The sequence below is a fragment of the Dyadobacter sp. CY312 genome (assembly GCF_021390535.1).
Classification (GTDB): domain Bacteria; phylum Bacteroidota; class Bacteroidia; order Cytophagales; family Spirosomataceae; genus Dyadobacter.
Genome location: NZ_JAJUXG010000001.1, coordinates 496,768 through 509,948, shown reverse-complemented (window position 1 = coordinate 509,948; position 13,181 = coordinate 496,768). Strand labels below are relative to the sequence as shown.

Genomic DNA, 13,181 nt, shown 5'->3' with positions numbered 1-13,181 from the left:
TATTCACTTTCTAAATTTCAAAATCATGCCAAATCACATTCAAAACAGACTTAGGATAATTGCTTCGGAAGAAAAAGTAAAAGAAGTATTGACATTCTTATGCGGAGAAAATAAGGAAGGGGAAAAGCTGACCATTGATTTTAATAAAATAAAACCAATGCCTGAAACTTTGAACATTGAGTCAGGATCGGAAGGGTCTAAATCTCATTTTATGTTATTCGGTAATTCAAAAGGTAATCACTGGCACCAACCAATTGAGGATGTACAATCATACCTGTTACAAATGACCCCAGAAAAACGGCTTGCTTTTGTTCAACTTGGATTGCAGTACCAAGAAAACAAGGAAAAATATGGTCATACCACATGGTATGGCTGGGCTGTTGATAATTGGGGGACTAAATGGAATGCTTATAATATTCCAGATGAGAGAGATAGTGATGATACTATTTTCTTTCAAACTGCATGGAGTGCTCCTGTTGCTTTAATGAAAGAACTTTCAAAGAAATTTCCAGAAGTGACGATTCAGTTTGACTATTCGGATGAAGATTCTTCATCAAATACCGGTATAGTTACAATTGAGGATGGAGAAATTACAGACTCTAACTTCCCGGACAGCGGAAGCACAGAAGGTTATGAGTTGTATTTCGAACTTCACCCAGGCAGTGAGGAATATTATGAATTTGTTGACGGAGAATACAGATACAACGAAGAGGAGTATGAATCGGAAGACTAACGAACCATGAGGAGACAAACTAACACCGGCTGCGCTCTACCCCTACTCATTATTGCTTGCGTATGGGGTATTGCGTTTTACTTTTTTATCAAAAATTTCTTATAACAACTATGGCAAAAGAACTCGTATTCTTACAGATCGGTGAGTATCGCTCACCAGAAAACTTTCTTGGAAAAATTGACCTATTGATTCAATATCCTTTAAATGAAAAAACAACAGTGTTGACAGTTTTAGCATTATTAGAAGAGAACTTAGACAGAGCGGGTATTGAAGATGAAGTTTTAGATAAACATGTTGAGGAGAATTACCCAGATATAAAGAATGGTGATCTTTTCATGGATCACCACGGCTTCAAACCGGAGCCAGGTATTAGGTTATATGCTATCTTTGATCTCAAGACTATTTCGGATTAGAACCATGAGTGATAAAATTAAAGTATTATATGAGCATAATCAGAAAGCCTACGACGCAGCGGTTGAGAAGCTTAAAACTACAAATCGTACCTGTATCATCCATCCCACAGGAACCGGAAAGAGCTTAATAATTGCTGAGTTTATCAACAAAAATCCTGATAGTAAGCATCTTTTGCTAGCTCCTTCCAATCATATCAAGGATGAAATTGCAAAGCATACAGGCGTTGATTTCACTTTTGCTACCTATCATGGGCTTTTAGGTTCAAATAGTTCTAAGATCGTATCTAATAAAAATTTCGATTTCATTTACCTGGACGAATTCCACCGAATCGGTGCAGATCAATGGGGTAAGAAAACAATCGAATTGATTGATCAAAATGTTGAAGCAAAAATCATTGGCACATCGGCCACACATATCCGATATTTGGATGATCAACGGAACATGGCGACTGAGTTGTTTGGTGACAATATAGCCTCACATATTACACTAGCACAAGCTATCAGTGAAGGCATTTTAAAAACTCCAACCTTTGTTACAGCGCTATACTCTCTTGCAGAAGAATCAAAAAGCCTGATTAGAAAAATAAAGGAATCTGATCATTCTGATAAAAAGGGGCTTATAGATAAATTAGAAAGCAGTATTATTGATTGGGAGAATTCCGGTGGTATTGACAGTATTATCAAAAAACATCTTCCTAGGGAACGTAATCGCATTATTGTGTTTTGTAAAGATCGTACTCACATGCATCAAGCAAAAGACTTACTGATCCCTTCCTTCAATAATATATGTAATGATGTAGAGACTATTGAAGTATATTCCGACTTCGGGTTAAAACAAAATAAACTCGCTTTGCAAAACTTCGAAGCAGATTCTACCACAACCAAAATACTCTTCACAATTGATAAGCTCAACGAAGGGTTGCACGTAGAAGGTGCAAATACAGTTATTCTAATGAGAGGAACTGTTTCACCAATAATTTACTTCCAACAAATTGGTCGTGGTTTCTCAGTTGGTCAATCTCAAAATCCATTGATATTTGATTTTGTAAACAATTTTGCCTCCATCCGGATAAATGAATTGAAATCAGAATTTCAATCACACGTAGATTTTGTCCATAAAACTAGAAACTTGGAATCAATAACCGATACCATTTCTATCAATTTTATTGACAAAGTAAAAGACTGGAAGGATGTATTTCAAGAAATCGAAATTTCGATTGATAATTGGGAAGTGAACCTTTCTAAGCTCAAAACCTTCATTTTCGAAAACGGTAGATTTCCTGCTCTAAAAGAAGGGAAAATTGGTAGATGGGTGAGTACTCAACGGCAAGCTTTCAAAAAAGGCACACTTTTAGACGACAAAATAAAGCTTCTTGAAGAAATCGGAATCGTTTGGGATTTGTTAGATTCTCAATTCTTGGAGGCGTTAGAAGAACTCAAAACCTTCGTTGTGAAAAACAACAGATTTCCATTGCCTGAGGAAGGTAAACTTGGAAGTTGGGTGAGTAAAAGGAGACAAAAATACAAAAAGGGAAAACTATCAGAAGATAAAATCAAACTTTTAGAAGAAATTGGAATTACATGGGATTTATTTGATTCGAAATTCTTGGAGTCTTTTGAAGAGCTCAAAAATTTTGTTTCCGAAAATGGTATGTTTCCAGTTCGTAGAGATGGGAAATTGGGAAGATGGGTAAATAGTAGGCGATATGAATACAAGCGGAAAAAACTATCAGAAGATAAAATCAAACTTTTAGAAGAAATAGGCTTCGATTTTAAAGCCAAAGAATAGTAATAAATTATCAAATTAATCCACGAAAGGCTTCTTCATAGGAGCCTTTTTTTTATTGTCAAATCAACTAACTATCGAACCATGATCACACCTGAATTAAAGCTCCTCGTTATTGAGGAAGCTACAAAGCTGAAAGAGCACGCTACTGCTGAGGAGATAGGCGAACTAAATCTGGATAGGTTAAATCCACATTTTCCTGACACCTGTATTTATGGGCAAATGACAGGTTGGTGTTATAATGAAAGAGCAATAGAGCTGCTGAATTTATGCGCCACACCTTTCAGCAAAATGATTGTTGAATATATACCTGCCGAGGTTGAAGCATTTAGAGTTGGCAGTAGAGTAATGAGTTGTTTTTCACCAATTGAATGCTACATATTCAGAAATGGATCGAAAAACGAAACCCTGATTCAGTTCCTCAAAGGTGAGAAAGATTCACTAACTCCTGAAATGCTGTAACTGATCTGTTGCAGTAAAAAACTAACGCTTATTAAAATTAGCGATGAAGTTGGTATTGAAATAGGCTGCGGAATTTGTCAAGACATTAAACAAAAAGTCAAATGAACACCATACCAGAAATAACCCAAAGAGAATTCGAGATCCTTGCTCACAGTTTGGGAGTAGCGCTTTCAACAGCTAAAAGGTCAGGTAGAAAATCGGATAAACGCCTACTTCCAGAAGAATTTTACCGGAACCGGTTTATCGCCAGTCCTACCCACAACGATTACCCTACTTTGATAATTCTTAAAGGAAAAGGCTTTATGAATGTAGGAGAGAATTACAATTCCAGAAATGATCTTCTTTTCTACGTGACCGATCTGGGAAAATTCAAGTTCAGGCAAGAGTTTAAAACATTCATCAACTCGTAATAGTATGAAATACGAATTCAAAGGAACACCTGGTCCTTGGAAAGTATCAAAGGTTGGCAGCGCCGTTGTGGCATGCTCTACACCAGATAATCCAATCGGAGGTCGTCACCATTTAGATCATTCTGATCATTATGGAGGGTATCTAGTTGCGGAATCCATACCAGATAAAGATGCCAGCCTTATCGCAGCTGCTCCTGATCTACTCAAAGTAGCAATTGATTATCTTGAAATGAGAGATAGACTGTTACATACGATGCATGATACCGAATCATTTGAATCAAAATTCAGATTGGCTATTCACAAAGCGTTAAATATTCAAGAATAGCTATGGAAACAATACAAGGAAAAACTCTTGAAGAGTGGATTGAATCTGAAACGAGTTTTAAAAAGGTATCACTTTGGGGACAATCTACTGAATTCGTACCTGTAATTTGTTCAACAATTTTAGGTGATGGTTTACAACTTGTCTACTTAGGTAGTACGGGGCAACGACCATTATACTGGCTAATCCGTATTGATAGTGAAACTGACATTAATGCTGATGACTTCGATCATGAACAATTAATTTGCACAGTAGAAGATGATTTTGGCCGGCATCCAGGCTGCATACTCGATGAGGTGGAATTTGAAAAACACAGGTCTGATATTCGATACGATTTGGAAGGTTATGATTCGTTTGAAGAGTATGAAGCCGATTGTGATTACCCACACTTGTGGTGGGATGGCGGTCATTGGGGACTTGTTGTAAACTTTGGAGACGGGGAAATTGGAGAATAATTCATAAAAAAATGAACAGAATCAACACAGATAAACAGTACCGCATTGTTTCGATGAAACATACATTAAAAAATGACAGATTTATTACGCTTTGGGGGCCGAACGATGCCGGTTACCATTGGTCAAAAGAAATGTCAGGTATTTATGAAGGTTATGTACCAGGATATCACGAGTCTGAGCGAAACATGCCAATTACTGAGGAATTCGCAAACATTCTTTTTAAGCCTGTCAACTACGAAGGAAAAGAAAAACACATGATTCTAAACACAATCTCCAATACCAACAAACTTGGTTTGAAATGGGTAAAAGGAAAATTGGTCAAAGAATCCTCACTCCCAAAATAATCCATGGAAACAAAACTAATCTCAATGGTCGATTTCATTTTGGATATCGACTGGCTCACCACGACTGCATTTTGTGAAAAGTACAATGCTCCATTACCAATGCCAGCAGATGGTGTTATGGGGTTGCTTACCATTGATGCAATCAAACACAGGATGTTCCTGGACTACGCCAAATTTCTCAACCGAAAACTTACCATTGATATGTTTGAAGGAGAGAAGCGGATTTTCACAACTGGACAGTACAACGACTTGCAGCCTTCTACTTCGTGGAATTATTATAGCATTGGAGGTAAAAGGATTTTTCAAGACAATAATACAGGCGTGAACAATGAACTCGGTTTAAAAATCGGGGATCTTGTAAAGCTGGATATTACTTACATCAAAAGATAACTATGGAAGAACCAACTATTGTAAAACTAGCCAAAGTGGTACTGGAAAAGCGTGGATACATCGTAACCAAACGTCTTACACCAGAAGAATATGAAGAGCTGGATCAGAAGCTCGCTGACTTTGAAAAAAGCAACCGGCAGTTCCCGGACGAATTGTTTCAACCAAAATCATCAACATGAAAAAGATAAGGAATTACCCACGTTTAGATGGTGGACAGTATCGGTATGTGAAATATCCCATTCAAATAACGGAATCAATTCTCCTTTCAGCTAAGGAACAAAAGTTACCTGTTGGAAAGAAAATGAAAATTGGTCAGTGGATGGCAGTGGATGTTTTGGAAGAAGGTTATCGAATAAATCCATTTGCGATTACAACCGACAGCGAAGATTATTGTCAGAAAGGTTGTGACATTCATAACAAATACCACGGCTGGACTTTAAAGCAGGTTATTAAAATCATTGACATTTCGATGAATAACTCCCTTTCTAAATGAAAACAATATTCGATTTTTTGAAAGAAGTCTCTGAGGAAATGGGCTTCAATCCGTGGGTTGATAGTTCCGATGTTGAACCTACCCGAAAAGTTATTGAAGAAGCTGCCAATCGTTTCGCTGCCCAACCAAAAGCTAAAGAACATTCTGGTGTGGATCTTAACCACCTGAGAATGCAGATTGCCTTCAGATTGGATGATGTGACAAAAACTCTAAATCAAAGCATACGAGAAACTAAGGGAATAACTCATTGGGGCAACGATAAGCACATGTTTTCTGAGCACGCTATCGTCGTCGATCCAGAGGAGCTGGATGAAGATATGGATGAGCTGCGTTCACTTGTCTGGACACTGCTCTGTTGTATGGATGGGGATAATCCTGATTTCCGTCCGGTGTATGAAGATGTTGATCAAAATGGTGGGCTGTCAGAATTTAATCCTGAGAAAGAATGAAACGTCTGAAAACTGGCATTAAAGAAGCAATTAAAGCTCATGGAAAGTACAGGCCTTTTCGAATTGATGAGATTTCAGTCGATAGCGCGCAAACACTCGGTGAAATGATTTCAGAGGTCGAGTATATGACAATCGTAGTGGCTGTTAAAAAAGTTAAGAAAAAAGCGATTTCAAAATAACACCGTTTCCTGGACAGTTGCGGAGTAGGAAGCCTGTTGAGAGAAGATCCTCCGGGCTTCCATTTTTTTAAAGAAATTAGTATTTTTGGGTATGGATAAAGAAACGGAAAAACAAAAAGTTGGTGAGTTTCTTAAAGCTCAACGTTTGGCAGCAGGATTCTCACAGAATAAACTTGCTAGTCGAATTGGTGTAAATCAAGCCTACTACTCCAAAATTGAGAATGGAAAGATGTGTCCTGAATCCATAGTCTTATTCAGGATAGCGGAAGCCCTTGGCAGTGAACTCATTTTTACAAAAAAGTGATGAATACATATCTACAGTATTAAACCTCCAGATCACTCTGGAGGTTTTTTTATGCCTTTACTTTCTTGGGCTTTGGCATTAAGTTTCTCAGCTGTCTCTTTACAACCTGATCTGGGAAATCTTCCAGATAGTTCATCGTCGTTGTAATGCTGGCGTGACCAATCATCTTGCTCACCGTTATCAGGTCTGTACCGCTATGCTTCATAATTGTTGAAAATGAATGTCTGGCTACTAACGTATTTAGCTTTCCTTTTATACCGGCTTGCTTGGCAAGTACCTTCATCCTTGCGTTGACATTACGAATGAAGTTTTTTATGATCCTGTGTTGCTGGTGTGGGGTCTGGTCGTGATTTATAATCTTAAACACGAACTGTTCACCATCTCCGGTGTCTGGATTACCCCACCGTTTAATAATGTCAACTGCGACTTCGTTCATGAAAACCTGTATTGGACTGAGATTGTGCTTCCTTGTGAGTCTGGTTTTCCTGCGCACAAATTGGAATTCTCCCTGTTCCATACTCTTCCACTGCAATCTGGCTATATCTGCCATGTTTGCACCATTTCCCATATAGGAAAATAACCACATATCCTTTGCGTACCCTTGCCCTTCGGTAGTCGGCTTGTGCAGCATAAGAGTCTCAATATCTCCCAAAGGACGGGCTTTCTTTACGTTTTTACTCTTCGGGATCAAATGGCCATGCAAACCAAATGGATAAATGTCCTTCGATATTTCCTTATCTTTAATAGCAATGTTAAAAACGGTACGAATATTCCTCATGTAAATCCCAATTGTATTTGGACTCGCAGCGGTATTCAGTTTACCTTCTTTCTTGGCAGCCTTGCCAAACTTACTCATCCAATTTTCATACTCTTCAAGAAACTTTGAATCGATGTGCTTAAACTCTATCGGATCTCCAAACTCCTTATAGTTTGCATACCTGGCTAACGATGATTTTGTATCAATGAAAGAATCACCAGTACCAAACCGTTCCTCCTTGTACATGGCATCCTTTTGTGCTTGCAGATATTCGAATACAAGGATTTGTTTCTTTTCATACAGAGAAATATCAGATCCATCCACCGGTGTCAGGTCTGGATTGAAATCAGCAAGATTAGTGCGAAAGTCTGCGAAGTTGAATTTATCACCCAGATCGTTGATCACCTCCTGAGCACGTCTCAGGTATCCGCACATTGTTTTGCTTCCACAGTCCGAGATATAAGTTTCACCATATAGAATTTCCCATACCCTGATTTCCTCCTGATATTTTGGTTTGTCTTTGGGCTTAATCTGTAGTCCGTTCAGGTGATCCCTGAGAAACAAAACATAATCTTCTGGGAAGATCATACCTGTTGCAAACGTCCTGCATTGCCTCTGGTGCCGGACTGACCACAGAACTGAATAACTGTCAGTCTTGCTTTTACTTTTGTCGAAATAGATTGTTACTGTTGCCATATTTTCAATTGGTTAAATCAGCATACATTTCCGCATACATCAATGCGTATTGTACTGGATTGTGCTAGATTGTACTGGATTGTAATGGAAACGTTGAGAAAAGAACATAAAAAAACACTTAGCAAATCTTGCTAAGTGTTTGATTTTCAGAGCCTCCAGTCGGGATCGAACCAACGACCTACTGATTACAAGTCAGTTGCTCTACCAGCTGAGCTATGGAGGCCTTTTAATATTTTGATACCGTTGTTGTTCCGTTATCGTGGTGCAAAAGTATGGTAACGGAATAAGAAACGCAAGCGTTTGAAAAGCTTTTTTTAATATCTTTTTTTCGCACTTATATAGCCTCCTGAATTATAGATAGTTGGTGCTTTAATTCTTCCAGCTGGCCCAGGGCACTATTTATCTTTCTTTCAAATTCTGCTTTCAAACGATCAGAGGTTTTTGATTTTGCAAAAAACTCGATATTGTTTTGCCACAATGAAATGTCATTTTCAAGTTGCGTAACCTTACGGCGGATATCGCTTTCTTTTCTGAACAGATTTCTATTGCTATCACCTCCGTCACGAACAAGCTCAACTTCACTTTCCAGTACAGCCTGTTCCTTTTCTTTTGTAGAAAGCTGACCAATCGCGCTTACATAGGTATTAATTGCCCCAATGTAACGCTTTTGAATCGACTGCATGTCTTTTTTAGGAACAAATCCGACGGACGACCATTCTGATTTGAAAGCCGTCAGAAGATTCAGGGAAGATTCGTCTTTACTGCTTGCAGCCGCTTCGATTCTCTCAATAAGATCTGTTTTCTTTTTCAGATTTTCTTCAAACTCTTCTTCTACCTCCTTGTTCTTAGCGCGTTTCTGATTAAAATAAGCATCGCAGGCCGCCTTGAAACGATCATATATGGTGTCTTTATACTTCTCCGGAACCTGCCCTATTCCCTTCCACTTTTTCTGGAGTTCTATAATTTTTTGTGTGTTTGAAGCAGTATCCTCACCGGTTGCCAATATACTTTCAGCCTCGGTGCACAGTTGATTTTTTAATTCAAGATTTTGCTCTCTTTTGCTTTCCAACTGACGGAAGAACTCTCCCTTGTTGTTGAAGAACGTTTTAAGACTAGCCCAAAATTTCTTACTCAATTCCTTACCTTCTTCACGAGGCATAATTCCTTTCAATGCCACCCACTGATCCTGGAATGCCATGATCTCTTTCGTTTTGGCATTCCACTCTTTAATACTACCCGAACTGTAAGTGGTAAAAGGAACTATGAGTTCGTAGATTTTAGACTTCTGATCATAATTTTCCTGCATCGATTTTTTTTGCTCAGCAAACTGCCCGCGTTGTGCATCATACAATACGTCCAGAGCTACTTTGAATCGTTGCCAAAGTTTTTCCTGATCTTCTTTTGGAGCAGGTCCCAAATGTTTGTACTCCTCGAATATGTGATTCGCTTCATTCAGAATTTCACGGGACATTGGGCGGTTTTCAAGTGATTTACCCAATTCCTCTACTTTATCGCAAAGCTCGGCTTTCAAATCAGCGTTGCGTCTGCGATCGAGTTCCTTCAGTTCAAAATAGATGTTTCTGTTACTGAAATAGCGGTCGATAAGTGCGTTATAAGTAGCCCAAAGCGTACCATTGTGAGGTGAGGCAATATTACCAGCCGTTTTCCACTCTTCCTGTATCTTTTTAAACTCTTCCCAACTGGATTTTAATCCGGAAGCGTCCGTTTCTTTGCTTCCTTCTTCATCCAACAAAGTACGTAAACGCTGTAAAAGGGCCGTTTTGACGTTGAAGTTTTTTTCTTTCTCTTTTTCCTGACCTTGATAATAGGAGTTCTTGAGTCCTCTTATTTCTCTGCTCAGGGCGTCAATACGTTGCGTATCTGCGTCATATTTAAACTCAAATCCATCTTCTTCTCCATTATCTGCTACAAAGGCTTTAAGTGCAGCTTCACGGTCAGACAACTTAATTTGATCCAAAACCGGACGTACTTCACGAACCACTGCTTCGGCTTTTTTCAACAATGCTGGCTTGGAACCCTCACCCTGAACAGCAGCGAGCTCATTTTCGAGCAACTTCACTAGTTGTTCTTTGGACAGCTGGCTGTAATCCACGTCCGGTGTGTGTTCTTCTTCATGTTCCTCTGCCAACTCATTGTTAAGATCAACTTCGAGGGTATCAATCGTTTTTTGTGTCAGGTCTTCCTGCTCGTTGCTTTCGACCCCTTCGTTTTGTTCTTGTGCCATCGTAATTCGTGTTTCGTAAGTCCGTATCTTATTGATTACAAATCTAACAATCTTTCCAATGAATTGGCTAATTTTGGCCCCCTAACATTGAACATATTACAAGAAATGAATCATAAAATTGCCAATATCAGAAGTGAGTATACTTTGAAGGGGCTGCATGAATCGGATCTGGGCTCAAATCCACTCCTGCAATTTTCTAAATGGTTTGAAGAAGCGCTGGCTTCGGGCCTTGAAGAGCCAAACGCAATGGTGCTTGGAACCATTCATCATCAGTTTCCAACTTCCCGTATCGTTCTGCTAAAAGATCTGGATTCCGGTTTTAAATTCTTTACAAATTATATGAGTTCTAAGGGCCGTGATATTGAAAAGAATCCTCGTGTTTCTTTGACCTTTTTCTGGAAAGAACTAGAGCGTCAAGTTCGGATTGAAGGAATTGCTGAGAAAACTTCTGAGGTAGAATCGGATGAATATTTTCAAACCAGACCGCGCGGCAGCCAGATTGGCGCCTGGGTTTCCAAACAGAGTTCCGTAATTGAAAACAGAGAGGTTTTGGAAAAAGCAACTCAGGAAATGGAGATGAAATTTGCCGGTGTACCCGTTACACGGCCGGAACATTGGGGAGGATATCGGGTGATTCCACAGTATGTTGAATTTTGGCAGGGCCGCCCCAGCCGCTTGCACGATCGCCTGGCTTATATTAAGGTTAATGAAGATTACTGGAAAATTGAAAGGCTATCGCCCTGAATAGTGTTTGAGGTATTTCAGTGTTTCTGAAATACCTCAAACATTTTATTAAAGCTCGGTTATATCATATTGTAAGTTTACGAGTCCTTCCTTACCATCCTCAAATGACTTATAATCAGGAATAATATTGATGTTTGTAAGACCAAACTTACCAGATTCTTCCAGATTTTTCATCGCTTGGACTATTTTTAGCTTATTGAATAATTCATTTGGTTGAATGTTAATAAGATCTAAAACCTTCTGCTCTGGTACTTTTTTGTTTCCTGTAACAGTTACTTTACCAATACGCCCTTTCTGCCCTTCATAAAGTTCTATTTTAAGAGCAATCTCATTGTCACTTACAGTCGTCGTTGGTTCTGCTCTAAAAAACAGGTAGCCGTTATTCATGTATAAAGAAGTAACGTCATTATCATGAGCTTTGGCTAGTCTGTCAGCAACATGCAATGAATCATAACTATCTCCTACTTTAATTCCGAGCACCTTGGTCAATTCGTCACTCGTATATTTTGTGTTGCCCACCCAGGTAATTTTCGCAATTTTCAGGTCTGCTGTTTTGTCGGAGTTTGTTTGAACCTTTCCCAGCTTAGTTGTTTGGATGGATGCTTCGGGTTGGGTAGTAAAGGAGCTCAGGGCAATAAGCGAACCCATTATGGGCAGAACAGATAAGAATTTTAGCTTTTGCATAGGATTGGATTGTGGTTTGGTTAGCATTGTTATACGATGAAAAATTTCTGAGTCGGAGAAAGTATGAACCAGCGAATATTTGCCGGATTGAGTGGCGAGTTTGATAAGCAGTTCACCATATCCGGCAGATGTCGATTTATCAATATTTAGCTCATGGTCTACCAGATATTCATGAACCTGCCTGATTTCCTTCGACAAGTAATAAACACAGGGATTAAACCAGAATACAATTGTTGCAACTTCATAAAAGATAACATCATAACTGTGTTTCTGAACGATGTGAATACGTTCATGAAACATAATCTGCTGCATTTCCCAATCGTTCAACAGGCTTGTTTTTTCATTCAGGAAAATGTTTTTGAAAAACGAGAATGTAGGAAGTTTGTCTTGTGAAAAGACTTGAATGTCGTTGCTTGTATCTACGAGTATGGAGTTTCTTTTCAGTTTAGAGAGTTTGGCAAGCGACATTAGTAACCCAACAATTTTGTAAAAAACTCCCATAAGATATACAGTTGCTAAAAGACGAACAGACCACGTTTGCCAATCCATAGAAGCTACCGTAACATTGCTAGTTGAAGTATTTACTGAGGTTGTATTGAATTTGAGAGGCAAATCGAAAAGATACGTTTCGCCAGCAGTTGTGTCGAACAAGAGGTTCGTCAAAAAGGATGGTGATGGAAGTACTGGAATTACCAAACATGCGAGCATACCTAAAAGCAGATAGGCGCGATTCCACTCAAAAAAGGTCAGCTTTTCAAGCAACAATTTATAGCAGGCTGCCAGTAGAATAATGGCCACCGAAGCCTGAAAAAGCCAGATCGAAAAGCTAGTTAGCATCGCTTTCTTTGTTTAGATTATTCTCTTTGTCATCCAGCATTTGCAGCATTTTTTGTATTTCCTGCTGACCAACATTTTCTTCCTTAACCATGAAGGATAGTACTTTCTCTGGCTCCCCTTCAAAATAATTGGCGACGAAATTTTTGAAGGTAAAACTCCTGTAAGCTAGTTTCGAGATAGCCGGGAAATATTCGTGCGTCTTACCGTATGCCTTGTAATCCACAAACCCCTTCTTTTCAAGAATACGCACCAGAGAGGATATGGTGTTGTATGGCGGTTGCGGCTCCCCCATTCTGTCGATGATATCCTTCACAAATCCCCGCTTTATGTCCCAAAGGATTTGCATCACTTTCTCTTCTGTTTTTGTCAATGTTTCCATAATTCAAATGTATAACGTATTTTTCAGTTACACAACTTATTTTTAAGTTTTATAACGTTAAAATACGTTAATGTTGATGATATAGCGTTATAACCAACT

The 13,181-nt window shown here is 38.9% G+C and carries 19 protein-coding genes and 1 tRNA gene; 15 read left to right on the top strand and 5 right to left on the bottom strand.

Features of this window, described 5'->3' with window-relative positions; translation table 11 throughout:
* Window positions 1-25: 25 nt before the first annotated feature.
* The 14 genes from LZG71_RS02280 (at window position 26) to LZG71_RS02215 (ending at window position 6,740) form a co-directional block, all read left to right on the top strand.
* Window positions 26-733 (top strand): hypothetical protein, encoded by a 708-nt coding sequence (locus tag LZG71_RS02280; RefSeq protein WP_233816562.1) that lies wholly within the window; start codon window positions 26-28, stop codon window positions 731-733.
* A gap of 110 nt (window positions 734-843) precedes the next feature.
* Entirely contained in the window at window positions 844-1,146 is a 303-nt protein-coding gene (locus tag LZG71_RS02275; protein WP_233816561.1) for a hypothetical protein, read from the top strand.
* A gap of 4 nt (window positions 1,147-1,150) precedes the next feature.
* Complete coding sequence (locus tag LZG71_RS02270) at window positions 1,151-2,935, top strand: Helicase associated domain protein (protein ID WP_233816559.1); 1,785 nt, start codon at window positions 1,151-1,153, stop codon at window positions 2,933-2,935.
* A gap of 81 nt (window positions 2,936-3,016) precedes the next feature.
* Entirely contained in the window at window positions 3,017-3,394 is a 378-nt protein-coding gene (locus LZG71_RS02265; RefSeq protein WP_233816557.1) for a hypothetical protein, read from the top strand.
* Between the two features lie 101 nt (window positions 3,395-3,495).
* Window positions 3,496-3,804, top strand: a complete 309-nt coding sequence (locus LZG71_RS02260; protein WP_233816555.1) for a hypothetical protein — start codon at window positions 3,496-3,498, stop codon at window positions 3,802-3,804.
* A gap of 4 nt (window positions 3,805-3,808) precedes the next feature.
* A complete protein-coding gene (locus LZG71_RS02255; RefSeq protein WP_233816553.1) occupies window positions 3,809-4,129 on the top strand; it encodes a hypothetical protein in 321 nt (106 codons plus the stop codon).
* A gap of 2 nt (window positions 4,130-4,131) precedes the next feature.
* Window positions 4,132-4,581, top strand: a complete 450-nt coding sequence (locus LZG71_RS02250; RefSeq protein ID WP_233816551.1) for a hypothetical protein — start codon at window positions 4,132-4,134, stop codon at window positions 4,579-4,581.
* 11 nt (window positions 4,582-4,592) lie between these two features.
* Window positions 4,593-4,925 (top strand): hypothetical protein, encoded by a 333-nt coding sequence (locus LZG71_RS02245; RefSeq protein ID WP_233816549.1) that lies wholly within the window; start codon window positions 4,593-4,595, stop codon window positions 4,923-4,925.
* Window positions 4,926-4,928: 3 nt separating this feature from the next.
* Entirely contained in the window at window positions 4,929-5,315 is a 387-nt protein-coding gene (locus tag LZG71_RS02240) for a gp58-like family protein (RefSeq protein WP_233816547.1), read from the top strand.
* A 2-nt stretch (window positions 5,316-5,317) separates the two neighbouring features.
* The gene (locus LZG71_RS02235) at window positions 5,318-5,494 is read left to right on the top strand and encodes a hypothetical protein (RefSeq protein ID WP_233816545.1); all 177 of its coding nucleotides are present in this window, start codon (window positions 5,318-5,320) and stop codon (window positions 5,492-5,494) included.
* Window positions 5,491-5,808 (top strand): hypothetical protein, encoded by a 318-nt coding sequence (locus LZG71_RS02230; RefSeq protein ID WP_233816543.1) that lies wholly within the window; start codon window positions 5,491-5,493, stop codon window positions 5,806-5,808. The genes LZG71_RS02235 and LZG71_RS02230 overlap by 4 nt, the downstream gene beginning before the upstream one ends.
* Complete coding sequence (locus LZG71_RS02225) at window positions 5,805-6,257, top strand: hypothetical protein (protein WP_233816541.1); 453 nt, start codon at window positions 5,805-5,807, stop codon at window positions 6,255-6,257. The genes LZG71_RS02230 and LZG71_RS02225 overlap by 4 nt, the downstream gene beginning before the upstream one ends.
* A complete protein-coding gene (locus tag LZG71_RS02220; RefSeq protein ID WP_233816539.1) occupies window positions 6,254-6,436 on the top strand; it encodes a hypothetical protein in 183 nt (60 codons plus the stop codon). Before LZG71_RS02225 ends, LZG71_RS02220 begins: the two co-directional genes overlap by 4 nt.
* Before the next feature lie 91 nt (window positions 6,437-6,527).
* A complete protein-coding gene (locus tag LZG71_RS02215; protein ID WP_233816538.1) occupies window positions 6,528-6,740 on the top strand; it encodes a helix-turn-helix domain-containing protein in 213 nt (70 codons plus the stop codon).
* Window positions 6,741-6,789: 49 nt separating this feature from the next.
* Here LZG71_RS02215 and LZG71_RS02210 read toward each other — a convergent pair whose 3' ends face one another.
* The 3 genes from LZG71_RS02210 to LZG71_RS02200 all read right to left on the bottom strand — a co-directional run bounded on the left by LZG71_RS02210 (window position 6,790) and on the right by LZG71_RS02200 (window position 10,438).
* Complete coding sequence (locus tag LZG71_RS02210) at window positions 6,790-8,193, bottom strand: site-specific integrase (protein ID WP_233816536.1); 1,404 nt, start codon at window positions 8,191-8,193, stop codon at window positions 6,790-6,792.
* A gap of 150 nt (window positions 8,194-8,343) precedes the next feature.
* Window positions 8,344-8,416: transfer RNA gene (locus tag LZG71_RS02205), tRNA-Thr, on the bottom strand.
* A gap of 111 nt (window positions 8,417-8,527) precedes the next feature.
* Window positions 8,528-10,438, bottom strand: coding sequence for a DUF349 domain-containing protein (locus LZG71_RS02200; protein ID WP_233816534.1), 1,911 nt, complete (start codon window positions 10,436-10,438; stop codon window positions 8,528-8,530).
* Between the two features lie 105 nt (window positions 10,439-10,543).
* On the opposite strand from LZG71_RS02200, the gene pdxH reads away from it, so the two are divergent.
* A complete protein-coding gene (pdxH, locus tag LZG71_RS02195; RefSeq protein WP_233816532.1) occupies window positions 10,544-11,182 on the top strand; it encodes a pyridoxamine 5'-phosphate oxidase in 639 nt (212 codons plus the stop codon).
* A 48-nt stretch (window positions 11,183-11,230) separates the two neighbouring features.
* Here the strand turns inward: pdxH and LZG71_RS02190 are convergent, their stop codons facing one another.
* Both LZG71_RS02190 and LZG71_RS02185 read right to left on the bottom strand, forming a co-directional pair.
* Window positions 11,231-12,703 carry a M56 family metallopeptidase gene (locus LZG71_RS02190; RefSeq protein ID WP_233816530.1) on the bottom strand — a complete coding sequence of 491 codons (1,473 nt, stop codon included), beginning with the start codon at window positions 12,701-12,703 and terminating at the stop codon, window positions 11,231-11,233.
* Window positions 12,693-13,082: a BlaI/MecI/CopY family transcriptional regulator gene (locus LZG71_RS02185; protein ID WP_233816528.1), complete on the bottom strand. Its 390-nt coding sequence runs from the start codon at window positions 13,080-13,082 to the stop codon at window positions 12,693-12,695. Before LZG71_RS02185 ends, LZG71_RS02190 begins: the two co-directional genes overlap by 11 nt.
* Window positions 13,083-13,181 lie beyond the last annotated feature (99 nt).